The organism is Micromonospora endolithica, assembly GCF_003626595.1.
Classification (GTDB): domain Bacteria; phylum Actinomycetota; class Actinomycetes; order Mycobacteriales; family Micromonosporaceae; genus Micromonospora; species Micromonospora endolithica.
In genome coordinates, this window is the sequence record NZ_RBAK01000012.1 from 101637 (window position 1) to 126779 (window position 25143).

Below are 25143 nucleotides of genomic sequence, written 5' to 3' on the forward strand. Positions count from 1 at the left end.
GCTGGCCGGCCCCCGGCGAGACACTCGGCGGTCGCTACCGGTTGTTGGAACCCGTCGGCGCCGGCGGCATGTCGGTGATCTGGCGTGCGGTCGACTTGGAACTGGGCCGCTTCGTCGCGATCAAGCTTCCGGAACCGGAGCGTGGGGTACCGTTGGACCGGGACGCCCTCGCCCGCAACGAGGCACGGACGGTGGCGGCGGTCTCGCATCCCGACGTGGTCGTCGTGCACGACGTCGGCCAGGCGAGCAGGCCCGACGGCACGACGGTGACCTACCTCGTCCTGCAGATGCTGACCGGGGAGTCCCTGCTCGACGTCCTGGCTGCCGGCCCGGTCGGCTGGCACCGGGCGGCCGGGATCGCGGCCCGGCTGGCCACGGTGCTGGCCGCCGTCCACGCACAGGGCGTCGTACATCGGGACGTCACTCCGGACAACGTGATGGTGGACGGCACCAACGTCAAGCTGCTCGACTTCGGAATCGCTGCTCGGGTCGGGGAGCGCCCGACGCAGAGCTGGACGTTCGGTACGCCTCCGTACCTTGCACCCGAGCGTCTCGGCGACGCTCCCGCTGATCCGGCGGCAGACATCTACTCCCTGGGCGCCTTGCTCGTCGAGATGCTCACCGGGCAGCCGCCGGAGGACGCTGTCAGCCTGCCTGCCGACGTTCCCGGGGAGTTGACGCAGCTGTGCCGGCGATGTCTGGACCCGGAGCCGATCCGACGGCCCTCGGCCGCCGATACGGCCGCCGACCTGGGAGCCTTGACCGGTACGGCGCTGTCCACTCCCCCGCCGTCGGAGAGGACCCGTCCGGACGCCGTCCCGACCGACGTGGCGGTGACAGCGGTGCCGGGGCCAGCGGGCAACGACGACCGGAGAAGGAGAGGCCCCTCGATCGCCGTGGCGGCGATGCTGGTCGTGACGGCCGTGGCGGTGACCACGACGGTCCTCCTGCTCACCCGGCCGCCGTTCCCGCAACATCCGGCACCCTTGACCCCACCGGCGGTCGGGTCGAGGGTGCCGACACTGTCCGCACCGCCACCAGGTTCCCCGACGACCGAACCGGCACGGAGGATCGACTCGCGACCGGGGACCCGGACGGGCAGACCGACTGCACCGCCGACCACCGCGGCGACCACACCGAGGGTCACCACACCCGCCGCCTCTCCGGTCCTCTCCCTCACCCGAGCGGCCGACGAGCTACGTGATCTGCTGCGCCGTGACGTCGCCGAGGGCACCGTCTCTGCACACGCGGCGCAGAAGATCGGCGCACAGGTGGACAACGTGGTGAACAACCAGGGCGCCCGGCCAGAGAATCTGGCACAGCTGATCGCCGACCTGCGCCGCAGCGTCGCCGACGAGATCCGAGACGGCGGTGTCTCGACAGCAGCGGCCACCGCGCTGGATGCAGCCGTCGAGCGGGTCGCCGAGGCGGTTGACGGCCGCCCCACGGCACCCGGCTGAGATGATCGATCGCCACGTCGCCACGTCGCGCGGGGCGAAGGCCCCTGGTCCGACCGGTGACCGGTCAAACCAGGGGCCCGGTAACTCACCGCGACCGTGCCTTACTCCGGTCGAGGTGGGTTGGCCGTCAGCCTGCTCAGGAGAGTGGCGGGTAGGCGTTCTGCATCAGCTGGGCGAACTGTGCCGGGAACCAGGCGCCCGAGATCGGGGCGTTGTCCAGGGCACCGCTCCTGTTGTAGCCGTTGCGGGCATTCCCGCCGTAGGTCGGGTCGCACATCCGGTCGAAACCCTTGCCCTCGTTGTTCGGGATCGCCTTGCTGGAACCGTCCGACTCGCCCGGGGGCTTCACCCAGACGTAGGCGTCGATGCCCGGCTCCGGCGCGGCCTTCGGCCGCTCGCCCAGACCCGCACCGGCCTGGTTGCACCAGTTGCCGGCGTGGATCCGCCGGTCGACGCGGCTGCCGTCGACGTAGGCGTTCACGTCGGTCATCGGGCCGGGACCGGTGGGCCGGGCGGTACCGCCCCAACCGTTGCGCGAGGTGTCGATCAACATGCCGATGCTGCTCGGGAATCCCTTGGAGACCAGCTCGTTGCGGAACGCCTGGGCGAACGACAGCTCGTCGACGTAGAAGTTCCAGTCGACCCACTTGGACTGCCGAACCATCTGTCCGTTCACCGTGTCGGTCACCTTGAAGTACGGCTCCTTCAGGGCCGAGTAGTTCGCGGTGTTGACGATGAAGCCGTGCACGTGGTTGACCGTGCTGCCGGACGCGGTGGCCGCGTCCTTGATGATCCCGGCCACCGGGCTGAAGTTGCTGTCCCAGCCGATCCAGCCGTGGTGCGCCGCGTCGACGTAGTTGTAGACGTTGCCGAGGGCCCCCAGCTTGGCCAGGGCGTAGCCGACGCCGTTGACGTACGCGCCATTGGCCTTGACCACGTCGCACATGGGGGTGGCACCGGGACTGCCGCCGGTGTTGGTGTGCAGGTTCGGCAGCGAGTCGATCTCGATGATGTTGATGATCCGCAAGTCCTTGTACTTCGCGTCGCCCTGGATCGCGGCGATCGGGTCGATGTACTCGGTCTTGTAGCGGGGCAGCTCGGTCGGGCCCAGTTCGCCGTTGGAGGCCAGCGCGGCGCAGTCCCGGCCGGGCAGGTTGTAGACGACGAACTGGATGTAGTCAGCGCCCTGCGCGACCGCCTCATCCAGGTGGTCCCGAACGCCCATCGCCCCGTTCGAGCTGCTGTCCGGGGTGCCGTTGATGGCGGCGATCCGATCGATCCAGACGGCGGTGGGGTTGTTCGAGACCCGGCTGCCGCCGGTCACCGACTCGGCCTTGGCCTTCCACTCCGGGTTCACGTACCCCTGCGCGTTCAGGTACGGATTGTCCACCCGGGGACCGGTGGGCGGTGGGGTGGTCGGCGGAGGCGTCGTGGGTGGCGGGGTGGTCGGCGGAGGCGTCGTGGGTGGTGGGGTGGTCGGCGGAGGCGTCGTGGGTGGTGGGGTGGTCGGCGGCGGGGTGGTGGGTCCGCCTCCGCCGTTGCAGGTCACCCCATTGAGGGTGAACGACGTCGGCTTCGGGTTGCTGCCGCTCCACGATCCGTTGAACCCGACGCTCACGGTCGCGCCGCTGGCCACCGAGCCGTTCCACGACTCGCTCTGCGCGGTGACGTTCTGACCCGACTGCGCCCAGCGGGCCGACCAGCCCTGTCCGACCCGCTGGCTGCTGTTCGGGAACGTGAAGCCGAGCGTCCAGCCGTTGAGGGCGTCGCCGACGTTCTTGATGCTGATGCCGGCAGTGAATCCGCCCGGCCAGTCGTTTGTCGTGTATGACACCTCGCACTGCGTAGCCGCGTGCGCCATGGTGACCGGTAGCGTCACCAGCCCGCCGGCCACCAGGGCACCCGCGCCGGTCAGCGCGAGGGCCCGGCGTGGGCCGGAGAACCTTCTCCACATGTTCATGCCACAGAACTCCTTGCTCGGGACCGGTCCGCGAACGGCCCGGTAGGACGGCCCGGCGGGCGTCGACTGCGAACGCCTCCGGTGCCGTCGGATGTATTCGGGGGTGCCCGGCCCGGTCGGGCGGAAGCGCATTTTGGACGCGTCAGTCCACGCCAGCGGGACGGTCGCCCGGCGAACCGGTTGCCCTCGACCGTCCCGCCGACCTGCGGGGTGTGATCCGGCGGTAGGCCAATCGTATCTGGGAGCGCTTCCATAGCAAGAAGTAAATGCGATTGCTCTATAACGATCTTCTGCAACAGAAGGGGACGAGGTCACCGCCCGCACGACGGCGATCGCCCGGCAGAGAACAAGGGGTTCGAACACCTGCGGTGACCGCATTAATTCGTGTGGGCGGAATTCCGGTTGTGCAGCCGCCACCAACTACAGAAATACGTTCAACCAATGCGGGGACTCGGTTTCTTTGGTGCCGGACGGGCGAGGAATGGATGCCGCCAGGCTGGCCAGTAAGACCCCGGCGAGAAGGCGGCCGGTGACGTGACCGAAGCCCGCGGGATTCAGGAGGGCGAGCGTGGCGGCGCGGCTCGGGTGGTGCAGGGCGGCCTCAAGGGCCACCCGGCCACCGAGGGGTTGCTCGCGAGGTTCGCGAAACCTGGGCCGGCGATGCGGAGTGTCCCCTGTCGATCGGCGCTCCGCCGATCAGCGAAAGCCGAACGAGTCCGAGGAGACACGATGTCACGACGGTACTGGCGTCAGCTGGCAATTGCCGGCCTGGTGGTGGCTGCGGGTGGTGGGGTGTGGGCGGTGGCTCCGACCGCCTCCGCCGACGAAGCCCCGCGTATCACGCAGCTCGCGGGTGTCACCGAGGGCGCCACGCTGAGTGGCACGGCCCGGATCGAGGCGCGCACCAGCGGCACGGTCGACCGGGTGGAGTTCTCGCTTTCGGGCGCGAGCACGGCGACTTGGACCGAGCGGGAGGCGCCTTACTACTTCCTGGGCAACAACGGCGCGCTCGTGCCGGGCTGGAACGCGGCTGCGGCGCCGGACGGGGCGTACGCGCTGGCGGTGCGGGCGGTCGGCCCCGGTGGCACCACCCAGCAGACGGTACGGTTCACGGTCGGCCAGCAGGCCGGCGCGCCGACGCCAACTCCGACGACCGGCGGCAACGCCAGTGCGGCGAACCCTTCGGTCAGCAACGGGGTGGCGACGTTCACCGCGAACAAGACCATCGGCAAACTCTCCGTGCCGGATTCGTGGTCGGAGATCGTGATCGGCGCGGGGGTCACCCTGAGGGGCAACTTCTTCATCCCGGCCAACCGTACGAAGGCGTTGACGATCACCGGCCGGGACAAGCAGACGTCGCAGTTGACCGGTGACGGGCCGCACGCCAAGGACTTCGCCCGGGCCGGGGTGACGACCGAGGCGAAGATCAAGCTGACCCTGCGGAACTACACCTCGATCAACCCGCGCTTCTACCATATGTGGGCCAAGAGCGCGCAGGTGATCATGTCCGGCATGCGGTACATCGACAACCGCGACGTGGGCAGCAACAACTCCGACGGCTTCAGCGGCGGCGACAATTCACTGATCGAGAACACCTTCATCGACACCTGGGACGACTCCGCCAAGCTCTACACCGGTGACCTCACCATCCGGGACACCACGATCGTGCACAACCGCAACGGCGCGCCGATCCAGATGGCCTGGGGCGACTACGGGCAGGGCACCGCAATCCTCGACGGGCTGACCGTCATCTCCAACTCGTCCAACGGCTACAACCAGGGCGTGTTCTCCTGGGCCGGCGGCACGAAGGCCGACACCCGGACAATCAAGATCGTCGGTGCCGGCTTCACCCGCAAGGTCAACCCGGGAATGGTCGCGGCGCCGCTCTACGCGTTCAAGGACGGCGTGAAGAACAAGACCATCCGGGTCGAGGGCGGCGACTGCTCGGTGGTGCGCAGCACCTCCGCCAACACGTTCCAGGGCGCCAACACCTCCGGCAACAAGGTTGTCGTCACCGGCTGCAGGTAACGGCATCCCCGGGGTGCGGAGCCGGGACGTCGCCCGGCTCCGCACCCCGGGTCACCACCACGTTCACCTCACCGTCCCCGCCCTCGGCACTCCGACGCGTACGCCGCATGCGGCCGGACGGGATCTCGTTGGTAACTGCCTTCCGTGACCGCGGCGGGCATCGGCGCAAGCATTGGCAGGAGTGACAGGCATGGCGAAGAGCAGCAAGCGATGGACGACCGGGGTAGGTTTCGCCGCCGCGGCGACCGCGATGGTGGCGGGTATCTGGATAGTGGGGCCGCAGGCCTCCGCCGACGAGACCCTCCAGCTCAAGGGGCTGACCGGAATCCCCGCGGGCGGGGTGGTCAGCGGAATGGTGGCGATAGAGGCGAAGGTCGACGGCCGGCCCGACAGCGTGGTGTTCCACCTCGACGGCCCGGCGGACCTCACCCGGACCGAACGCGTCGCACCGTACTTCTTCGGCGGCGACAACAAGGGGTCGCCCTTCGGCTGGGACAGCCGGACGGTGTCCGAGGGGAAGTACACCCTGACCGCCGTCGCCAGCAGGGGATCCAGCACGGCCAGGCGCAGCGTCACGTTCACCGTCGACCAGGACGGCGGCACGACCCCGGCTCCCACCACGCCGGCTCCCACCGACCCGAGCAAGCCGAAGCTGTGGGTGACCTCGGACATGAGCGAGCCGGGCGGCGAGACCGACGCCGACGACATCTCCGCCCTGGCGGCCCTGAGCGTGTACGCCTCGAAGTTCTCGCTGGCCAAGGTCGTGGTCGGCGGCGAGCAGCGGATCACCGACTGCGCCGGGGCGATGACGCACGCGCGGAACGCCTACGGGGCGTACCTGAAGAACCTGGAACTGTCCTCGATCTGCGGTCTCCAGGGCGGCTTCACCACCTGCACCGCGTCCAACCCGTGGGTGAAGAACCCACCGGCCACCGTCAAGGCACTGATCGGGGCCGTGCGTGCCGGCGGCTTGACCGTGCTCAACTGGGGGCCGATGACCGAGTCCGCCGGCGCGGCCTGCTGGCTGGAGCACAACGCCCCGCAGGACGTCCCGAAGCTCTCCATCATCAGTCACTGGACGGTCACCAGTCCGGGCTTCCCGATCGACCCGAACTGCGGGCCCGACCGTTCGGCGTGTGAATACGTACACGAGTTGGCCGCCAAGAACAAGATCAAGCTGATCGAGCTGGGTGCCGCCGGGCAGAAGTTCATCAACACCGCCCGTGGCGCGTGCGACGCGAACGTGACCATCCCGAAGAAGGGCCTGGGCGTCCACCTGAACGCCAAGTACGCCGGCATCACGCCCGACTTCTCCGACTCGATCACCTTCCTGGTGTTCCTGCACGGCGGGATCGCCGACTACGACACCAACGGCAAGGGCGACGCCAACTTCAACAAGGCGTACGACCGGGTCTGCGCCCAGGCGCCCGCGATCTTCGACGACCTGCGCACCGCCGTGCGGTGAGCCGCTCGGGCCGGGCCGGTGGGACGCACCGGCCCGGCCGGTCGACAGGCTGCATCCGGTCCGAGCGCCCGGCCGACGCGGAACCGTCGGCCGGGCGTGGCCCGTCTCTACCTCAATGTGTCGAGGACCTCCTGCAGACGGCCGGCACTACGGGAGAAGGCCTTGTCGTTGCGCAGGCGGTGCGGCTGGTACTCCTTGCCGAGCCCACCGAAGGTCTCGATGGCGCCGTTGTGTCCACGTTCGATCTTCTGACCGTCGGCGACCCGGTCGAGCATCATCGTGACGATGTCGGCTGAGATGCCGCCGGCCGCGGTGACCAGCTTGCGGAGGTTCTCGGTCCAGTTGCGGCCGTACTCGTCGTCGATGCGCGCCTCGGCCGCGAAGAACGGGCGGTAGAGCGTCGACCCGAGTGCCATCGCGGTGTACATCTCGAAATAGCTGATCGTGCCGTCACCCGGCAGCAGGCCCTTGCCGCCGTGGTCGGTGGAGACCGTGGCCACGATGGAGCTGAGCTGGGCGCGGAGAGCATCCTGCTGCGAGGCGCTGAGCCCTGGGTGGCCGTTGACGCCCGGCTCCGTGCCGGTCACGATCGCGATGTACCGGTAGGCGTGGTTGGTCTCGAACTGGGACAACCCGGAGACCATGTACAGCCGTCCCTGCGGGGTGTTCCTGCCGGCGACCGGCACCTGTGGGGTCGCGGGCGCCTTGGTCGTCGCGGCGGAAGGGGATCTGCTCGGCGCGTTGGAGGCCGAGGCGCTGCTGGTGCGCTGCGTTGCGCTCGGGACCGGGACGACCGGGGCCGGGGCCGACGTCGTCGGGACCGCGACGGTGACCGGGGGCGCCGTCGCCGGGGTCGCCGCGCCCCGGGTGCCGCCCGGCTCGCACCCGGCGCTTGCCCCGGCGAGGGCGGCGATCACCATCAGCGCGGCGACCTGCGGCCGTCGCCGGAAGGCCGGTGCGAGGCCGGCCATGCCGAGGCGGACGGGTGGCCGGCTCTGATTCTGGCGTGGGAGGTTCATACCTGATGGCACTCCGCGCGCTGGTGCCAGGTTTCACCGCTCGACCTTTCGGTCGAGCGCGGAAGGTCGCCGAGCGTCAGTTCGGAACGCGGTCGTGGAGCACGTCGACGTAGAAGGCGCGCTGGTCGCCACGGATGGAGAAACGCGCCTGCTCGATCCAGTCGAACTGTTCCAGGGTGCGGCGCATCGGCTCCAGCAGCTTGGTCTCCTCGCAGCTGTCGTCGGGGGCCAGGATGCCGTCGAGGTCGGTGAAGTCCGCCCGCGCGTTCGTCCCCTCCAGCTTGAGATAGCGGAAGCGGTGGGCGTCGCCGTCGAAGGCGCTGGTCAGGCCGGCCGCGCGGTCGGCCGTCGTGGGGCCGTCGAGCAGCGCCCGTAGAGCCTCCTTGGCGACACTGCGGGCCGGGACCTCCCGGGTCACCGTGACGACCTGTGGGCAGCGCTGGCCAGCCCGCTCACGCAGCAGGAACAGCTTCACGCGGCGGGTACCGGTGGTCGGCTCGGTCGCCGGTTGGACCGGGCCGCCGGTCTCCGTCGCCTGGGCGCTCGCCGTGGCGGTGGACGGGCTCTCGGACGGCCGGGGCGGCGGGGCCGACGATGCGGCGGGCGGCCCGGCGGTGGGAGCCGTCGGCGCGGGTGCGGCGACCTGTGGCTCACCGGCTGGTGTGGCCACCACGGCCGTGACGACGGGAACGGCCACCATCGCCGCGGCGACCAGGCCGGCTGCGGCTACGGAGCGGACGCGGCGACGGCGTGCCCGGTGGCGCAGGTCGCCCAGATCCGGTGGACGCGCGGTGTCCGCGGCGGTCCCGGCCATATGGCGCAGCGCGTCGCGCGTCGCCTCCGCGTCCGGATTTCCGTCAGTCACCGTCATCTCCCCTGGGCGTAGCCGTCGCCACTCTACCGTTTGACGCTGCCGCATTAATCACATACGGTGCGATCGTTATTTAAGCGGATGAGTACGACAGCGTCCAGGTCGGATGGTCGCCGTACGGTCAAGCGCCCGGATCGGGAGTGCGCGCGTGGCGGCAGATGTCGAGAGGTCCGATGTCGACAGATCGGGAGTTCACCGAGTTCTACCTGGCCACGTACCGTCGGCTGGTGGGTCAGCTGTTCGTGCTGACCGGCAACCGCCACGATGCCGAGGAGTTGGCTCAGGAGGCGTTCTCCCGTGCGCTGCCCCGGTGGGCGAAGATCAGCGGCTACGAGGCGCCGGAGGCATGGGTCCGGCGGGTCGCCTTCAACCTCGCGTTCTCCCGGCGTCGCAAGGCCCTGCGCGGCGCGGCCGCCCTGCTGCGCCTCGGCAGCGGTCAGGCACACGAGGTGGAGGACGGCAACGCTCTGATGGTCACCGAGGCGCTGCGGGCGGTGCCGGTACGGCACCGCCAGGCACTGGTCCTGCATTACGTCGTCGACCTTCCTGTACGTGACGTGGCGGCCGAGCTGGGCGTGCCCGAGAACACCGTCAAGACGTGGCTGCGGCGGGGCCGTCAGCAGTTGCACGCGGCGCTCCGGGTGGACGAGACGACCGGGACCGACGACCTCCTCGCCCACCTTCGCCCCTGAGCGGAGCCGGGTGGGGTACGGCGTCATCGCCGCACCCCACCCTGGAAAGGACCGGGCCGTGCTCAGCTCACGGTGACGCTGTCCACGTCGAAGAGGAAGCCGGAGCCGCCGGTGAAGACCAAATGCAGCGGCCCGGTTCCGGTGCCCGACAGCGGCGTCGACACGGTCCGGTAGGTCGTCCAGCCCCCGGTGGCGGGCACCTCGACCGAGCCGAGCAGCGGGCCGGTCGCCGAGCCGGCCCGTACCTCGATGGTGCCGCCGGAGGTGCCGGCGGCGACCCTCGCGGAGAACCCGGTCCGGCCGGTCGTGGAGACCTGGGCGTAGCCGGCCCAGTCGCCGTCGTGCAGGTAGCCCGCCGTGACGCCGCCCTGCGCCGCACTGTGGAACGCCAGCTGGACGCCGGAGTGCGACGTGTACGACTCACCCTGCACCGTCTCCACGGCACTGTCACCGCCCCCCGAGGCGGTGAGGAAGGTACGCAGCTTGTTGGCGTTGCCGGCGTCGTCACCGGCGATCAGGAAGTACATCATTCCGGCGTCGGAGACGTCGCCCTTCTTGTTCATGATGTTGTTGACCACGTTGTGCACGTAGCGCAGCCGCTGGTCGGAGTTGTTGGCCATCCAGGCCCACTTCTCCTCGCCGCCGCCGGTGCCCAGGCCGCCGTTCTGGTCCGGGATCCTCTTGTAATTGACCTGCGGGAAGTCGCGGCGGATGTCGGCGAGGTTCCACCGGTTGTCGTCGTCGTCGTGGTTGTTGTTCCAGTCCGAGTGCGAGATCAGCGTGACGTGCTGACGTGCGGCGCTGTTCGAGCCCTGCAACGCCCGGTACACGACACCCATCGGTCCCGCGCCGACGAGGCAGAGGGTGTTGGTGACGGTGGAGACGTTGACCGCCGAGCGGAGGTGGGTCACCGCGGCGTTGAGGTTCGTCTGGCTGTTGCGGAAGATGCCGGCCACGTCGTAGCCGAACTGCCCCGCGACGCCCTCGGTGGCGGTGACCATGTCCCGCTCCCAGCTCGCGGTGGAGCTGCCCAGGTGCGAGTTGTAGTCCCAGTGCACGAGCCGCGACTGCTGGCCCTTCTCCGCGAGCAGCGCCAGGGCCATCGCGGACGCGCCGATGTCGTCGCGGTCGTGGTAGTTGCCGTCAGAGCTCCAGGCGATCCGCTCGCAACCGAAGTCGAGGGCGGGCGGGGCGGCCTGCGCGGGCTGACCGGTCAGTGCGACGGCGACGCCGAGCGCGAGCGCGCAGGCCGCCGCGATGGGGCCGGGACGGGTGATCCGTGACATGGGGATCCTTCCGGTACGAGGGGTGGTCGCCGCCCGACCGGATCCGGGTGCTGTCGGTCCCGGTCGGGCGGCTCGCAGACAGACACTCCGCCCCGCGGCTGGAGGTTTCGCCGCCCCCGGCTGCGGCCGCTCGGCCGCCGGTTCGCCGCCGCAGCCGGCCGCGAGTGCGAGCAGGGCAGCGCCGACCGCCACGGTCAGGGCCGGTCGTCGATGGATGCGGGGCATGCGGCTCTCCTCGGGTCTCGGGTGCGGGCCCACGCCCGCGCGACCGGGTCAGCAGAGACGACCAACCTCCGGTGCCGCTCCGACGGGCCTGGGAGCCACCTCGGAGTACCGGGCTGTGAGGTAACTCCGAGGTTCGGCCGAGCCCACGGTCAGGAAGTGGGTCGACGATCGCTGCCATGGGCATCCACCTGCACGTGTGGCGGGCGGTACGGCGCCGGCCGGTACCCGCCGGCGCCGCCACCGCCACACTGGTCGCGGTCGCCGTCGCAGCGGGGGCGGCGGCGTTCTCCGACGGCGCCGACCGGACCGGAGCGCCGGCGGCCACCGTACGGGTGGACCGGGGTGAGGTGACCTCGGCGGTCGCCGCGACCGGCTCGGTACGGCCCGCGGCGAGCCGTGGACTGGCGTTCACCGCGGTCGGCACCGTGACCGAGGTCCGGGTCCGCCCGGGGGTCGACGTCACCGTCGGGCAGGTGCTCGCGGTGCTCGACGACGCCGAGGCCCACGCCGAGGTGACGCGTGCGGAGCAGGCGCTGGCCGACGCGCGGGCCGTGCTCGACGACCTCGAGGGCGAGCCGGACCCGGACACCCTCGCGTGTGACACGTCGCCCGTTTCGGCCACCCGGGGGGACGGCGCGGGAGGTGCCGCCGGCGGCACGGCGGGCGACACCGTGCGGTCGACGCCATCGGGCGACACGGGATCACCCACACCGGGAGCCGACCCCGACCAGCCGTCGCCGTCGGCCACCCCGTCGGTCACCCGGTCGGCCACCCCGACTCCGACGGGTTCGTCGGACTCTCCCGTCAAGCCCTCGGCGAGCGGTACCGGGAAGGGGCCGGCGGCTACCGTGACGGCCCCGACGCCGGCAGACCCACGAGGTTGCCCGACGGAGCCGGGTGGTTCGGGGCCGGGCGGGAACGCCGCCGGCGCCGACCCGCTGCTGCGGGCGCACCAGCAGGTTACCGCCGCGCAGCTGGCCCTGGCCGAGGCGGCGGACCGGCTCGCCGGTACGACCATCACCGCGCCGGTCGCCGGCCGGGTGCTGTCGGTGGCCGGGCCGGTGGGAACCCGGGTGTCCGCCGGTGCGCGCTTCATCGAACTGGCGGTCGTCGACGGGATGCAGGTCACGGCGACCTTCCCCGAAGCCGACGCCGGGCAGATCGCGGTGGGGCAGACCGCCACGGTGACCCCGGCCGGACGGCCGGACACCGAACTGGACGCCGAGGTGGTCCAGGTAGACCCGGTGGGCACCAGCGACGGTCAGGTGGTCCGGTTCGGGGTCCGGCTCGCGCTGGGCGACGCCCCGGACGATCTGCTCATCGGGCAGAGCGCCGCCGTGCGGATCCGGATCGCCACCGTCGCGGACGTGCTGCGGCTCCCGGCGGGGGCGGTCGAGGTACGACGCGACGGCGCGGGCACCGTACTGGTCGCCGGGGCGGCCGAACCGCGCCCGGTTGTCGTCGGCCTACGGGGGGACCAGTTCGTGGAGATCAGGTCCGGCCTCGCCGAGGGTGACCTGCTGCTCGCCGCCGGATGATCTCGAACAGCTCCGGGACAGGTCGCTCCCAGCTCGCTCCGAGGTTTCCCGGATAGACCTGGCAATCGTGTCTGATCGCCGTACCCGTGTCCTCGTCGTCGACGACGAGGAGAACATCCGTGCCCTGCTGTCGGCGACGCTGCGGCTGGTCGAGTTCGACGTCCGGGTGGCCGGCGGCGGCCATGAGGCGTTGGCCCTGGCCGAGGAGTTCGAGCCGGACCTGGTCGTGCTCGACGTGATGCTGCCCGACCTCGACGGCTTCCAGGTCGCCCGGCGGCTGCGCGGCACGGGGGCCGGGGTGCCGGTGCTGTTCCTCACCGCGCGGGGCACGGTGCAGGACCGCATCTCCGGGTTGACCGTCGGGGCGGACGACTACGTGACCAAGCCGTTCAGCCTGGAGGAGGTGGTGCTGCGGATCCGGGCGATCCTGCGCCGCAGCCGCGCCGACGACGCGCCGGCGCCGGACGGCGTGCTGCGCTACGCCGACCTCGAACTGGACGAGGACGCCCACGAGGTCCGCCGTGGCGGCCGGGTCGTCGAGCTGTCGCCGACCGAGTTCAACCTGCTGCGGTACCTGATGGTCAACGCCGGCCGGGTGGTCAGCAAGGCCCAGATCCTCGACCGGGTGTGGAACTACGACTTCGGCGGCGACGGACGGATCGTCGAGTCGTACATCTACTACCTGCGCAAGAAGATCGACGTGCAGGCACCACCACTGGTCCACACCGTGCGGGGTGTCGGCTACACGCTGCGGGTGCCCCGCACCGGGGGTGGGTGACGGTGGCACACCGTCGCGCCGTCCGCGTGCGGCGACCGCGCCGCTGGGGGCGGTGGACGCTGCGGGCCCGGCTCGTCGTGGTCGTGGCGGCGCTGACCGCGCTGGCGCTGGTGGTGGCGAACACGGCCGGGCTGGTGCTGCTGCGTCGGACCCTCACCGACCGGATCGACGAGCAGCTCACCGCGGTCAGCCGACCGTTCACCCGGGACACCGTCCCGACCTACGACCCGCGCGAGCGCACCCGCGTGCTGCCGCGCGCCCGGCTCGGCCCGGAGCAGGTGGTGCTGCTGTACGGCCCGGACGGCGGCCTGCAGGACGTCCGGCGCTCCGACGAGTCGGCCGCGGTGCCGGTGGTCGAGCCGTACGACAGGCTGGTCACTCGTGCCACCGACAACCGCCCGTACACCGTCGAGGCCGACGACGGCACAGCCGGCTGGCGGGTCCTGGTGGTCGAGCGCGGCGACGACCGGGGCATCGCGGTGCTGGCGGTGTCGCTGCGCGAGGTGGAGGAGACCACCGACCTGCTGCTGCTGATCGACGCGGTCGTGATCGTGGTCGTCCTGATGCTGCTGGCGTCGCTCGCCGCGGTGGTGGTCCGGCTCGGCCTTCGGCCGCTGACCCGGATGGAGCGGACCACGGCGCAGATCACCGGGGGCAACCTGTCCCGCCGGGTGCCCGACGCCGATCCGCACACCGAGCCGGGCCGGCTCGGTGGGGCGCTCAACCTGATGCTGGACCGGATCTCCACCGAGGTCGCCGCCCGCCGCGAGTCGGAGCGCCGGCTGCGGCAGTTCATCGCCGACGCCTCACACGAGCTGCGCACGCCGCTGACCTCCATCCGCGGGTTCGCCGAGCTCTACCGCCGCGGCGGAACGCCACCCGGTCCGGACCTGGACGAGACGATGGCCCGGATAGAGGCCGAAGCCGCCCGGATGGGCCTGCTCGTCGAGGACCTCCTGCTGCTCGCCCAGCTCGACCACGAACGCCCCCTGCGACGCCAACCGGTCGACCTGCTGGCCGTCGCCGCCGACAGCGTCCGCGACGCGCACGCCCGCGCACCCCGGCGCCGGATCCGCCTGGCCGCCCTCGACGAAACCGACGGGTTCGAACCGGTGATGGTCACCGGCGACGAGCACCGGCTGCGCCAGGTGGCCGCCAACCTGCTCAACAACGCCCTGCAGCACACGCCACCGCAGGCCCGCGTGACGGTCCGTGCCGGGCGGCTGCGCCGTACACCCGCCGGGCCGTCGCCCGTCACGGCCGTGGGAGACCCGCTGCCCGCGGCGACGCCGGTCGCGGTGCTGGAGGTGACCGACGACGGGCCGGGCCTCGCCGCCGACCAGGCCGTACGGGTCTTCGAGCGGCTCTACCGCGCCGATCCGAGCCGGACCCGCGGCAGCGGCGGGTCCGGCCTCGGCCTGTCCATCGTGGCGGCCCTCGTGCGGGGGCACCAGGGCCGGGTCGAACTGCTCACCGCCCCCGGCCGGGGGGCCACCTTCCGGGTCCTGCTGCCCTCGGTGCCCGACGCCGACCGCGACGACCTGGCCGACCTGCTGCGCACCATGCGCAGCTGACCCACCGGCGGCTGTCCGGAAACGTCCAGCGGACCCGGAGCCCTGCTCCGAACCGTCGGTCTCGTCTGACCGCCGCCCGACTCCCAGCCGGCTCCGAGGTTGCGCCGGGTCCGCTCCGAGCCGCCACCTCCAGGCTGTCGGGCATGCGTGTGCGACGACTCATCCCTGCCCGCGGCCCGTCCCTGCTCGTCAACACCGGCCTCGCTGTGGCGGTGCTGCTCGCCGGCGGCTGGGCGTACACCGCGTTCACCGCCCCGGAGACGGCGAGCGCCGGCGAGGCCCGGACGGTGCCGGTGAGCCGGGCGACGGTGACGTCGGCGGTCTCGGTACCCGGATCGGTGCGCAGCGCGGCGACCGCGAGCGCGACCTTCGCCACCGCCGGGACGATCACGGAGATCACCGTCGCCGTCGGCGACTCGGTGAAGAAGGGCCAGGTGCTGGCCCGGGTCGACGCCTCGGCCGCGAAGCGGGAACTCGCGGCGGCCGAGGCCGACCTGGACGCGGCGCAGGATGCGGCGGACCGGGCGGCCGGAGCAGACGACTCGACCACCCAGTCGGAGGCAGCGGTGACCCAGGCGGAACTGAAGGTCGCCGCAGCGCGGGAGAAGGTCGACGGCGCCACCCTGACCGCGCCGATCGCGGGCACCGTGGTGGCCGTCAACGGCAGCGTCGGGGACCCCGGCACCTCGGCAGGCGGTGCGGCCACCGGCGGCGCGACCGGAGGCGGCGCCTCCGGGGCCGGGAGCACGACATCCGCTTCGGGGGACGGCGGACTCGTGCAGATCGCCGACCTGGCCCGGCTGGAGGTCACCGCCGCGGTTCCCGAGGCCGACGCGACCCGGCTCAAGGCCGGCATGCCCGCCACGGTCAGCTGGAACGCGCTGCCCGGCGCCACCGCCGAGGCGACGCTCGCCGCGATCGACCCGAACGCCACCACCGCCAACGACGTGGTGACCTACGGCGTCACCCTGAGCCTGAAGGACCGTCCCGACGCCGCCCGGCCCGGCCAGAGCGTGCAGGTCACCGTCACCCTCGACACGTCCGAGAACGTCGTCGCGGTGTCTGCTCTCGCGGTCACCAGCGCCGGCAACCGGCACACCGTGACCGTGCTGGACAACGGCACCCCGGTCGTCCGCCCGGTCGAGGTGGGCCTGCGGGGTGACCAACTCGTCGAGATCACCTCCGGCCTGACCGAAGGCGACCGGGTCGTGCTGCCCAGCACCGGCGGCGCCGACCCGAGCACCGGTGGCGGCGGGCGCGGTGGGCCGGCGGGCGGCGGCCTGACCGGTGGCGGCGGGCGGGGCAACCGGTGACCCTCTACCTGGTCGACGGCGCTCACCGCGCCACCGAGGCTCCGGACCGCCCGGTGCTCGACATCCGTGGCCTGACCAAGGTGTACGGGCAGGGCGAGGCGACCGTGCACGCGCTGCGCGGCGTGTCGCTGAGCATCGCGGCCGGCGACTACGTGGCCATCATGGGTTCCTCCGGATCCGGCAAGTCGACGCTGATGAACATCCTCGGCTGCCTCGACGTGCCCAGCGCCGGCACCTACCGGCTGGACGGGGTCGACGTCAGCCGACTCGACGACGCCCGGCTGGCCCTGGTCCGCAACCGGCGCATCGGATTCGTCTTCCAGTCGTTCAACCTCATTCCCCGCACCTCGGCGGTGGCCAACGTCGAGCTGCCCCTGGCGTACGCCGGCGTCAAGCCGGCCGAGCGACGCCGGCGAGCCCTCGCGGCCCTGGACATGGTAGGTCTCGCCGGCCGGGCCGACCATGAGCCGAACCAGCTCTCCGGCGGGCAGCAGCAACGTGTCGCCGTCGCTCGCGCCCTGGTCACCGAGCCCGCGCTGATCCTCGCCGACGAACCCACCGGCAACCTGGACAGCCGCTCCACCGAGGAGGTGCTGGCCATCCTCGACCAGCTGCACGCCGCCGGCCGGACCATCGTCATGATCACCCACGAGACCGACGTTGCCGCCCGCGCCCGCCGGCTGGTCACCCTCTTCGACGGTCGGATCACCACCGACGTACGACAGGGCGGTGCCCGGTGAGCCTGCTGGAGATCCTCCGCTTCGCCGGCCGGGGCGTCACCACCAACAAGCTGCGCTCGGCGCTGACCATGCTCGGCATCCTCATCGGCGTCGCCGCGGTCATCCTGCTGGTCGCCGTCGGCAACGGCTCCGCGCAGGCGGTCAACCGCAGCATCGAGGCGCTGGGCACCAACACCATCACCGTGTCCAGCACCGCCCGCGGCGCAACGACGCCGTCGGCACTCACGGTCGACATCGCGCAGTCCTTGCGCGATTCGGCACTCGCCCCCGACGTGCGGGCGGTCTCACCGGTGGTCAGCACCGCCCCGACGATGACCCACGCCGGGACCGAGCACCCGGTGGCGCAGTTCCTCGGCACCTACCCGACCTACTTCGGCTCGTCGAACAGCCCGCTCGCCGCCGGCGCCGCCTTCACCGACCAGGACGTGGCCCAGAGTCGGCGGGTGGTCGTGCTCGGGCGTACCGTCGCCACCGAACTGTTCGCCGACACCGACCCGGTCGGCCAGCAGGTCACCGTCGGCGGCGCCCTGTTCACCGTCGTCGGAGTCCTCGCCGAGAAGAGTTCGGCGTCCGGCTTCTCCGACCCGGACGACCTCGCCGTCGCCCCGCTCACCGCCGTGCAGCAGGCCCTCACCGGGTACGGCCCGGTGAACTCCATCCTCGTCGAGGCCACCGGCCCGGACCGGGTGGACGCCGCCCAGCAACAGGTCACCCAGATCCTCAACCAACGCCTCAGGCTGCCGGCCGGCACCACCGCGACCGGCCGCGGTGGCGGCGGCGGCGCGGGCGCCGCGCCGTACCGGATCCAGAACGCCGCGCAACTCCTCGCCACCCGCACCGAAACCGCGCAGACCTTCACCGTCCTGCTCGGCACCGTCGCCGGCATCAGCCTGCTGGTCGGCGGCATCGGCATCACCAACATCATGCTGGTGACCGTCACCGAGCGAACCCGGGAAATCGGCATCCGCAAGGCACTCGGCGCACCGCGGCGCACGATCCTCACCCAGTTCCTCGCCGAAGCGACCATGCTCAGCGTCCTCGGCGGTGGCCTCGGCGTGGCCGCCGCGCTCATCGGCAGTCGCTTCACCATCGTCGGCGTGCAGCCGGTGATCGTGCCCAGCTCCGTCGCACTGGCTCTGGGCGTCTCCGTCGCGATCGGGCTGTTCTTCGGCAGTGTCCCCGCCAGCCGCGCCGCCGGCCTGCGCCCCATCGACGCACTCCGCTACGAATGACAGGTGAAGCATGACGACCGATCTGGACACCGCTCTCGCCGCCGAACCCCGCCCCTGGCGTAGCCGGGCCACCCCGTGGCTCATGGCAGCGCTGCTGCTCGTCGGCGGCTTCGCCGGCGGCGCCCAGGCGCAGCAGGCGTACGGACCGGACTCCGGGCCCGCACCGGCGGGACGCGGAGCAGCGGTCGACGGACCGGCCGGTGGGGCCCGCGGCGGCGGTGCCCGCGGCGGCGGCGCCGCTCCCCCGGCCGCCACCGCCACCCCGGCCACCACCGGCACCGTCAGCGACATCGACGGGGACACGATGAAGATCCGGCGCGAGTCCGGCGAGGTGGTCACCGTGCGGACGGACGACCGTACGCAGGTCCGGCTACCCGGCACGCTCAAGGACCTCCGGACCGGCGACACCGTCGTGGTGACCGGGAACACGCGGAGCGGCGACATCGCAGCCGCCACGATCACCCGACAGAAGTAGCGCCCCCGGTGACCTGGCCGCCGTCCACCACCCCGGCGATCGGGGCGCTGTCCGGAAATGCCTCGGCGAGCACGGCCACCCGTCCTGGGGGTGGACGCGCTCGACCAGCTCGGACCGGGAGTCGCGTTTCTGCGCACGGGCGACGTCCATGGCCTGGTCGCGGTGCCGCGCACGGTCCGGGCGGATGACCAGCCGTCCTCGGGTCCGGCGAGGTCACATCAGCCGCCGCCGCAGTCGCTTGTCGATGGCGACCACGGCAGCGGCGACGACGGCGACCGCCAGGATGCGTAGCCAGACGTCGCCCCCGATCGGCGCGGTGTCGAAGATGCCGTTCATGACCGGCAGGTAGGTGATGGCGAGCTGGGCGAGGGCTTGGATCGCCACGCCGGCCAGGATCCACCGGTTGGCGAAGATGCCGACGTGCCAGGCCGAGTGGATCAGGGACCGGCAGCTGAACAGGTAGAACGTCTCCACCACGACGAAGACGTTGAGCGCCGCGGTCCGTGCCTCGGCCACGCTGGCGCCCCGGTCCCGCTCCCACTGGAACAGCCACCAGGTGCCGACCACGAGCAGCGCCGCCACCAGCACGATCCGGACCACCAGAGCGCCGGTCAGCAGTGCTCGGCCCGGGTCGCGGGGCGGTCGCCGCATGATGCCGGCCTCCTTCGGCTCGAAGGCGAGCATCAGGCCGAGCAGGACGGCGGTGGTCATGTTGATCCAGAGGATCTGTGTCGGCAACAGCGGCAGCGTGGCGCCCAGGACGATGGCCACGAAGATGACCAGCCCCTCACCGAGGTTCGTCGGCAACGTCCAGACGATGAACTTGGTGAGGTTGTCGAACACCCCACGGCCCTCCTCGACCGCGGCTTCGATGGTGGCGAAGTCGTCGTCGGTGAGCACCATGTCGGCGGCCTCCTTGGCCACCTCGGTCCCGGTGCGCGCCATGGCGATCCCGATGTCCGCCTGGCGCAGGGCCGGGGCGTCGTTGACCCCGTCGCCGGTCACCGCGACCACGTGACCCCGCTGCTGGAGCGTCTCGACCAACCGCAGTTTCTGCTCGGGTGACACCCGCGCGAACACCGCGGCGCGGTCCACCGCCTCCGGGAACCGCTCGGCGGGCAACGCCTCCAGGTCTCTGCCGGTGAGCACCCGACCCGCCCGGTCCTCGCCGAGTAGGGCCAGGTGGGTGGCGATGGCGGTGGCCGTCGCCGCATGATCCCCGGTGATCATCTTGACCCCGATACCGGCGGTGTGGCAGGCCCGCACCGCCGATCCGGCGGCGCTCCGGGGCGGGTCCAGCATGGCCTGCAGGCCGGTCAGGCTCAGGGTGCCGGACAGGTCCTCCTCGCCGAAGCCGGCGGACTCGCCGGCCGGACGCACCGCCGTCGCCAGCACCCGAAGTCCCCGCCCGGCCAGTTCCTCCGCCGCACGGGTGACCGCCTGGGCGTCCAGCGGGCGGTGGTCCCCGTGGGCGCCCATCTCGGTCCGGCACATCGACAGAACCCGCTCCACGCCACCTTTGACCAGCACGACCTCACGTCCGGAGTCGCGTTCACCGTGCAGGGTGGCCATGTACTGCCGCTCGGAGCTGAAGGGGATGGTGGCGGTACGCGGACAGCCCTCCTCGAACCGCTCGCGGTCGACGCCGCCCTTCCCGGCCACCACCAGCATCGCGCCCTCGGTCGGGTCTCCGGCGAGGATCCACTCGCCGTCCTCCTCGCGTAGCCGGGCGTCGTTGCAGCCCGCGCCCGCGAGCAGGGACCAGCGCAGTGCCCGACTGGTCGCCTCGCCGGCCGGGGCGCCGGAACCGTCGAGGATCTCGCCCTCGGGCTGATAGCCCGAACCGGTGACGGTGAACTCGCCGTCCGGCGTCCACACCGCCCGTACCGTCATCTGGTTCTCGGTCAGCGTGCCCGTCTTGTCGGAGCAGATGACCGTGGTGCTGCCCAGGGTCTCGATCGCCGGCAGCCGGCGGATGACCGCCCGCCGCCGCGCCATCCGCGTCACCCCGATGGCCAACGTGATGGTGACCGCCGCCGGCAGCCCTTCGGGGATCGCCCCCACCGCCAGAGCGATGGCCGCGGTGAAGGTCTCGGTGGCGTCCTGCCCGCGCAGCACACCGACACCGAAGGTCAACCCGGCCAGGACCAGGATGGCCACCGTCAGCACCTTGCTGAACCGGGCCAACTTGCGGGTCAACGGGGTCGCCAGCGTCTCGGCCGCACCCACCAGCCGGTGGATCTGCCCCAACTCGGTCTGGGCACCGGTGGCCACCGCGATGCCGGCACCACTGCCGGCCGTCACCAGGGTGCCCGAGTAGACCATGTTCCGCCGGTCCGCCACCTCGGTGACATCCGGCAGCTCCGCCTCGTCCTTCGTCACCGGGACCGACTCACCGGTCAACGCCGACTCGTCCACCCGCAGCTCCGCCAGGCGGACCAGACGCAGGTCGACCGGCACCTTGTCGCCCGCCTCCAACACGATCAGATCGCCCGGAACCAGCTCGTCCGAGGAGAGCTTCCGCTCCTGCCCGTCGCGTACCACCCGCGCCTCGGTGCGCACCATCGACCGCAGGCTGTCCAGGGCGGATTCCGCCTTGGACTCCTGCACGTACCCGATCGCCGCGTTGATCAGCACGACACCGAAGATCACCGCCGAGTCGACGTACTCGTCGAGGACCGCGGTGACCACGGCCGCCGCCAGCAGCACGTAGATGAGCGGATGGTGGAACTGTCGGAGAACCCGCCGCAGGACACCGTCGCCACCGGCGGCCGGCAGCACGTTGCGTCCGTACCGCTCCAGCCGACGCGCGGCCTCGTCCCCGCTCAACCCACGGTGCGGGTCCGTCTCGAGCAGGAGCACCACCTCGTGGGAGGGCATGGCGTGGTGGCCGTCCCGGCGCGGTGACTCAGCCGGCTGTCCGGTACTCACCGTCACCTCGCAATCGGGACGTCGGGCTCACACCGCCGGTGTCGGAGGCGGGCCACCCCTGGCCCCGGAGCTGAGCCGGCGGCCTGAGCAGTTGAGGAAATCTTCGACCAAGCCGCCGGCGAGCGACCGGGAAACCCCCAAACGCCAAGAGGTCGTACGCGATCCACCAGGACCGCTCAGCGGAGCAGGACCGGGCCCGCGTCGATCCGGGTCCGGAACAGGATGTACGGCTTACGCCGCAGGTCCTGCCCCCGCTGGTAGTCGGCCTGGCGGTGCAGTTGGTTGGCGGTCACGTACAGGTGCCCGTCGGTGGCCACCGACATGGTGTCCGGCCAGAGCAGTCGCGGGTCGTGGACCACCGTCTCGTACTCGCCGTCGGTGCGGCGGCGCAGCACCGCGTCGTGCTCGTAGGAGGTCAGGTAGAGCCGACCGGTGTCGTCGGTCTCCAGGCCGTCGGAGCCGCCGCCCTTGTCCCCCTCGTCGATCACCGTCGCGGCGACCTCGTCGTCGGCGACCGTGCGGTCGGTCAGGGCGTCGGTGTCGACGCTGTACCAGCGACGCGACGCCAGCGGGCAGTAGTACAGGCGGGCACCGTCGGCGGCGATGGCGATGCCGTCGGAGCCCATGCTCACCGGCTTCGGTTCACCGTCGGCCGGGCGTTTCAGGAACGGCCGCCCCTCGACCACCGGCCGGAACGTCTCCAGCGGCTCCGCCTTCGTCGACGGGTGCTCGTGCAGCCGCCGCCAGGACTCGCCGGTGGCCAGGTCGACCACGATGATGCCGTTCGGGCCGGAGTCCGAGGAGTCGGTGATGTACGCGATACCGGCCGCACCGCGGCGCAGGTCGAACCGCACGTCGTTGAGGTAGGTGCGGGACAGCGCCACATCGGTCGGGAAGGTGATCACCTGGGCGACGGCGTCGGTGTCCAGATCCACCCGGACCAGCTTCGGCCCGCCGGGCCGGGTCGGCTGGAACATCGGGCTGCCGGTGTCGAGCACCCACAGCCGGTCCGCCGGATCGACCACGATGCTCTGCACCGAGACGAACGCCTGGGCGTCGTCGTCGGCCGACGGGCTGTTCCACGCCGGGTCCGGGAACGGCACCTCGATGCCGTCGCGCAGCTCGACCACCGTGGCGGGCACCTCGTCACCCCACTTCGGGAAGTTGACGAAGATCCGCCCGGTGTGCGACACGCTCACCCCGGTCGGCATCGGCCCGGTGAAGCTGTGCACCACCTCCAGCTCACCGATCGGTTGGTCACCCATCGGGCCGGTCATCGCACTGCCTCCGTCATCTTCGTCTGCTACCCGCCTGCCCACCGACGACACCCCTCACCGCCGCACCGCACCGAAGGCCCGCGTCGGGGCCCGGGCCGCTTTCCCCCATTCCAGGGTCTGGACCGCCAGTGCGTGCAAAGGTGACGACAGAGACGCTTCTTCAAGGATCGGGACAGTTCATGCGGATCGGATACAAACTGGCCAGCGAGGGGTTCGGGCCGAAGGAGATCATCCGCCAGGCGATCCGGGCCGAGGAGGTCGGCTTCGACTTCGTCGAGATGAGCGACCACTTCCATCCCTGGCTCGACGTGCAGGGCCACTCGTCGTTCACCTGGACGGTCTTCGGTGCCATCGCCGCCCGAACCGAACGGGTCGGCCTGGTCACCGGGGTGACCTGCCCGACGGTGCGCTACCACCCGGCGATCATCGCGCAGGCCGCGGCCACCCTCGCGCTCGTCTCCGACGGCCGGTTCACCCTCGGCGTGGGTGCCGGCGAGCGGCTCAACGAGCACGTCGTCGGCCAGGGCTTCCCGAGCGTGCGGGGCCGACACGAACGGCTCCGGGAGGCACTGGAGATCATCAGGTTGCTCTGGCAGGGCGGCTACCAGTCGTACGAGGGCAAGCACCTCCAGCTTGAGGACGCCCAGGTGTTCGACCTGCCCGACCGGCCACCGGTGATCGCGGTGGCGGCCAGCGGGCCGGCGTCGGTGGCGATCGCCACCGAACTCGGTGACGGGCTGTTCGCCACCGAGCCGAAGCCGGACCTGGTGCAGGCGTACCAGCGTGACGGTGGCGACGGCCCCCGCTACGCGGAGGTGCCGATGGCCTGGGCGCCCGACGAGCAGCAGGCGGTGCAGGCGGCCTGGCAGACCAGCCGGTGGGCGGTCACCGGGTGGAAGGTGATGAGTGAGCTGCCCAACCCGGTCAACTTCGAGGCCGCGTCGAGCACGGTCACCGAGGACGACATCCGGAAGCAGTTCGCCGTCGGCCCCGACCCCGACGTCCACGTCGAGGCGGTGCGCACGTACGCCGACGCGGGCTTCGACCACCTGGTCCTGCAGAACGCCGGCCCCGACCCGGACGGCTTCCTCGACTTCTACCGCGACACCCTCGCCGATCGCCTCCGCGCGCTCGGCTGACGCCGGATCGGTCGGGTCCGCCGTGCGTACTGTCCGGCGGACCGGGCAGGAGGTCGACGGTAGGTAGCGAGATTCAGCGAGAGGGGACTTCCCGATGCCGAGCACCACGATGCCGATGCTGGAGACGTACCCGAAGACGATCAACCTGGACCGGGCAAAGCTCGCGGCGGCGATCGACGCCCTCAACGACTGCGCCCAGGCCTGCACCGCGTGCGCGGACGCCTGCCTCAGCGAGGACATGGTCGCCGAACTGACCACGTGCATCCGGACGGACCTGGACTGCGCCGACATCTGCGCCACCACGGCGCGGGTGCTGTCCCGACACACCGGCTACGACGCGAACATCAGCCGTAGCCTGCTGGAGGCGTGCGCCACGGCGTGCAAGTCCTGCGGGGACGAGTGCGCCGGCCACGCCGACATGCACGAGCACTGCCGGGTCTGCGCCGAGGCGTGCCGCGCCTGCGAGCGGGCCTGCCGCGACCTGCTGGCCACCATCGGCTGAGCACCGGTAAGCACGATCATGAGGATGTCGAAGGCGGCGAGTTCGGAGGCTTGGCCTTCTGCGGGTAGATCGTCTCGTGACGGGCCAGCATGGCGACGAACTCGCCGATCTTCTTCTCGCGGGTCTGCGCCCGTTTGACGGCGTTGAGGCGGTGGATGAGCGCGAACCGGTTGGTCTTGGTCAGTACGTCGAACATGGCCTGGGCGGCGGGGTCGGCGGCGACGGCGGCCAGCAGGTCGGCCGGCACCTCCGCCTCCGACGGCGGGGCGTAGGCGGCCGCCCACCGCCCGTCCGCCTTCGCGGCCTCCACCGCGACGCGACCCGGCGGCAGCATCCGCCCCTCCGCCTCCAGCCGGGCCACATGGGCGACGTTGCGTTGGGACCAGGAACTACGGGGCCGGCGAGGGGTGAACCGGATCCAGGAGGTCTCCTGATCCCGTTTGCGCGCCTGCCCGTCGATCCAGCCGAAGCACAGGGCCTCGTCCACCGCCTGCTGCCAGGTCAACGTCGTGACCGTGCCGCCCTTCCGGGTCAGGGCGAGCCAGACACCGGGCGACCTGGCGTGGTTGGCCGACAACCACGCACGCAGCGCGTCGGCGTCCGCGACGATCAACTCATCCAGTTCGGCGCCAGCCATG

At 71.5% G+C, this 25143-nt stretch carries 19 protein-coding genes and 1 pseudogene; 13 read left to right on the forward strand and 7 right to left on the reverse strand.

The window, feature by feature from the left end; translation table 11 throughout:
* The first annotated feature begins 41 nt into the window (after nt 1–41).
* Entirely contained in the window at nt 42–1460 is a 1419-nt protein-coding gene (locus D7223_RS25285; protein ID WP_120730942.1) for a serine/threonine-protein kinase, read from the forward strand.
* A gap of 136 nt (nt 1461–1596) precedes the next feature.
* Here D7223_RS25285 and D7223_RS25290 read toward each other — a convergent pair whose 3' ends face one another.
* Nucleotides 1597–3420, reverse strand: a complete 1824-nt coding sequence (locus D7223_RS25290; RefSeq protein WP_120730943.1) for a glycoside hydrolase family 6 protein — start codon at nt 3418–3420, stop codon at nt 1597–1599.
* A 729-nt stretch (nt 3421–4149) separates the two neighbouring features.
* Between D7223_RS25290 and D7223_RS25300 the strand changes: the two genes are divergently transcribed.
* Together D7223_RS25300 and D7223_RS25305 are read left to right on the forward strand one after the other, a co-directional pair.
* Nucleotides 4150–5448: a hypothetical protein gene (locus D7223_RS25300; protein WP_158610933.1), complete on the forward strand. Its 1299-nt coding sequence runs from the start codon at nt 4150–4152 to the stop codon at nt 5446–5448.
* A gap of 190 nt (nt 5449–5638) precedes the next feature.
* Entirely contained in the window at nt 5639–6913 is a 1275-nt protein-coding gene (locus tag D7223_RS25305; RefSeq protein ID WP_120730946.1) for a BAR domain-containing protein, read from the forward strand.
* Between the two features lie 107 nt (nt 6914–7020).
* On the opposite strand, the gene D7223_RS32590 is transcribed toward D7223_RS25305, so the two are convergent.
* Complete coding sequence (locus tag D7223_RS32590; RefSeq protein WP_147252608.1) at nt 7021–7932, reverse strand: hypothetical protein; 912 nt, start codon at nt 7930–7932, stop codon at nt 7021–7023.
* A 76-nt stretch (nt 7933–8008) separates the two neighbouring features.
* Nucleotides 8009–8797: a GerMN domain-containing protein gene (locus tag D7223_RS25320; RefSeq protein WP_147252609.1), complete on the reverse strand. Its 789-nt coding sequence runs from the start codon at nt 8795–8797 to the stop codon at nt 8009–8011.
* Between the two features lie 179 nt (nt 8798–8976).
* Between D7223_RS25320 and D7223_RS25325 the strand changes: the two genes are divergently transcribed.
* Nucleotides 8977–9495 (forward strand): RNA polymerase sigma factor, encoded by a 519-nt coding sequence (locus tag D7223_RS25325; RefSeq protein ID WP_158610934.1) that lies wholly within the window; start codon nt 8977–8979, stop codon nt 9493–9495.
* Between the two features lie 62 nt (nt 9496–9557).
* Here the strand turns inward: D7223_RS25325 and D7223_RS25330 are convergent, their stop codons facing one another.
* Nucleotides 9558–10781 (reverse strand): carbohydrate-binding protein, encoded by a 1224-nt coding sequence (locus tag D7223_RS25330; RefSeq protein WP_238162210.1) that lies wholly within the window; start codon nt 10779–10781, stop codon nt 9558–9560.
* Nucleotides 10782–11182: 401 nt separating this feature from the next.
* Between D7223_RS25330 and D7223_RS25335 the strand changes: the two genes are divergently transcribed.
* The 7 genes and pseudogenes from D7223_RS25335 (at nt 11183) to D7223_RS25365 (ending at nt 18656) form a co-directional block, all read left to right on the forward strand.
* Nucleotides 11183–12544: an efflux RND transporter periplasmic adaptor subunit gene (locus D7223_RS25335; protein WP_120730951.1), complete on the forward strand. Its 1362-nt coding sequence runs from the start codon at nt 11183–11185 to the stop codon at nt 12542–12544.
* 67 nt (nt 12545–12611) lie between these two features.
* Nucleotides 12612–13322 carry a response regulator transcription factor gene (locus tag D7223_RS25340; protein WP_420330346.1) on the forward strand — a complete coding sequence of 237 codons (711 nt, stop codon included), beginning with the start codon at nt 12612–12614 and terminating at the stop codon, nt 13320–13322.
* 2 nt (nt 13323–13324) lie between these two features.
* Nucleotides 13325–15062: pseudogene (locus tag D7223_RS25345) on the forward strand (sensor histidine kinase); the annotation flags it as partial.
* Nucleotides 15040–16209 carry an efflux RND transporter periplasmic adaptor subunit gene (locus D7223_RS25350; protein ID WP_120730952.1) on the forward strand — a complete coding sequence of 390 codons (1170 nt, stop codon included), beginning with the start codon at nt 15040–15042 and terminating at the stop codon, nt 16207–16209. The pseudogene D7223_RS25345 and the gene D7223_RS25350, both read left to right, overlap by 23 nt.
* Entirely contained in the window at nt 16206–16949 is a 744-nt protein-coding gene (locus tag D7223_RS25355; protein ID WP_120730953.1) for an ABC transporter ATP-binding protein, read from the forward strand. The genes D7223_RS25350 and D7223_RS25355 overlap by 4 nt, the downstream gene beginning before the upstream one ends.
* Nucleotides 16946–18181 carry an ABC transporter permease gene (locus D7223_RS25360; protein ID WP_120730954.1) on the forward strand — a complete coding sequence of 412 codons (1236 nt, stop codon included), beginning with the start codon at nt 16946–16948 and terminating at the stop codon, nt 18179–18181. The genes D7223_RS25355 and D7223_RS25360 overlap by 4 nt, the downstream gene beginning before the upstream one ends.
* A gap of 10 nt (nt 18182–18191) precedes the next feature.
* Nucleotides 18192–18656 (forward strand): hypothetical protein, encoded by a 465-nt coding sequence (locus D7223_RS25365; protein ID WP_120730955.1) that lies wholly within the window; start codon nt 18192–18194, stop codon nt 18654–18656.
* Nucleotides 18657–18869: 213 nt separating this feature from the next.
* On the opposite strand, the gene D7223_RS25370 is transcribed toward D7223_RS25365, so the two are convergent.
* Both D7223_RS25370 and D7223_RS25375 read right to left on the reverse strand, forming a co-directional pair.
* Nucleotides 18870–21536, reverse strand: a complete 2667-nt coding sequence (locus D7223_RS25370; protein WP_120730956.1) for a cation-transporting P-type ATPase — start codon at nt 21534–21536, stop codon at nt 18870–18872.
* Between the two features lie 227 nt (nt 21537–21763).
* Nucleotides 21764–22864 (reverse strand): L-dopachrome tautomerase-related protein, encoded by a 1101-nt coding sequence (locus D7223_RS25375; RefSeq protein WP_120730957.1) that lies wholly within the window; start codon nt 22862–22864, stop codon nt 21764–21766.
* Between the two features lie 179 nt (nt 22865–23043).
* Here D7223_RS25375 and D7223_RS25380 point away from each other — a divergent pair, with 179 nt between their 5' ends.
* Both D7223_RS25380 and D7223_RS25385 read left to right on the forward strand, forming a co-directional pair.
* A complete protein-coding gene (locus D7223_RS25380) occupies nt 23044–24003 on the forward strand; it encodes a TIGR03557 family F420-dependent LLM class oxidoreductase (RefSeq protein WP_120730958.1) in 960 nt (319 codons plus the stop codon).
* A gap of 94 nt (nt 24004–24097) precedes the next feature.
* Entirely contained in the window at nt 24098–24505 is a 408-nt protein-coding gene (locus D7223_RS25385) for a four-helix bundle copper-binding protein (RefSeq protein ID WP_120730959.1), read from the forward strand.
* 16 nt (nt 24506–24521) lie between these two features.
* Here D7223_RS25385 and D7223_RS25390 read toward each other — a convergent pair whose 3' ends face one another.
* Nucleotides 24522–25142, reverse strand: a complete 621-nt coding sequence (locus D7223_RS25390; protein ID WP_120730960.1) for a YdeI/OmpD-associated family protein — start codon at nt 25140–25142, stop codon at nt 24522–24524.
* Between the last annotated feature and the right edge of the window lies 1 nt (nt 25143).

What these genes read in the sequence shown, in the direction of transcription:
- D7223_RS25375 (WP_120730957.1), bottom strand. Translation starts at nt 22,864, where the DNA reads ATGACCGGCCCGATGGGTGACCAACCGATCGGTGAGCTGGAGGTGGTG.
- D7223_RS25290 (WP_120730943.1), bottom strand. Translation starts at nt 3,420, where the DNA reads ATGAACATGTGGAGAAGGTTCTCCGGCCCACGCCGGGCCCTCGCGCTG.
- D7223_RS25365 (WP_120730955.1), top strand. Translation starts at nt 18,192, where the DNA reads ATGACGACCGATCTGGACACCGCTCTCGCCGCCGAACCCCGCCCCTGG.
- D7223_RS25330 (WP_238162210.1), bottom strand. Translation starts at nt 10,781, where the DNA reads ATGTCACGGATCACCCGTCCCGGCCCCATCGCGGCGGCCTGCGCGCTC.
- D7223_RS25380 (WP_120730958.1), top strand. Translation starts at nt 23,044, where the DNA reads ATGCGGATCGGATACAAACTGGCCAGCGAGGGGTTCGGGCCGAAGGAG.
- D7223_RS32590 (WP_147252608.1), bottom strand. Translation starts at nt 7,932, where the DNA reads ATGAACCTCCCACGCCAGAATCAGAGCCGGCCACCCGTCCGCCTCGGC.
- D7223_RS25305 (WP_120730946.1), top strand. Translation starts at nt 5,639, where the DNA reads ATGGCGAAGAGCAGCAAGCGATGGACGACCGGGGTAGGTTTCGCCGCC.
- D7223_RS25370 (WP_120730956.1), bottom strand. Translation starts at nt 21,536, where the DNA reads ATGCCCTCCCACGAGGTGGTGCTCCTGCTCGAGACGGACCCGCACCGT.
- D7223_RS25350 (WP_120730952.1), top strand. Translation starts at nt 15,040, where the DNA reads ATGCGTGTGCGACGACTCATCCCTGCCCGCGGCCCGTCCCTGCTCGTC.
- D7223_RS25300 (WP_158610933.1), top strand. Translation starts at nt 4,150, where the DNA reads ATGTCACGACGGTACTGGCGTCAGCTGGCAATTGCCGGCCTGGTGGTG.
- D7223_RS25385 (WP_120730959.1), top strand. Translation starts at nt 24,098, where the DNA reads ATGCCGAGCACCACGATGCCGATGCTGGAGACGTACCCGAAGACGATC.
- D7223_RS25325 (WP_158610934.1), top strand. Translation starts at nt 8,977, where the DNA reads ATGTCGACAGATCGGGAGTTCACCGAGTTCTACCTGGCCACGTACCGT.
- D7223_RS25335 (WP_120730951.1), top strand. Translation starts at nt 11,183, where the DNA reads ATGGGCATCCACCTGCACGTGTGGCGGGCGGTACGGCGCCGGCCGGTA.
- D7223_RS25390 (WP_120730960.1), bottom strand. Translation starts at nt 25,142, where the DNA reads ATGGCTGGCGCCGAACTGGATGAGTTGATCGTCGCGGACGCCGACGCG.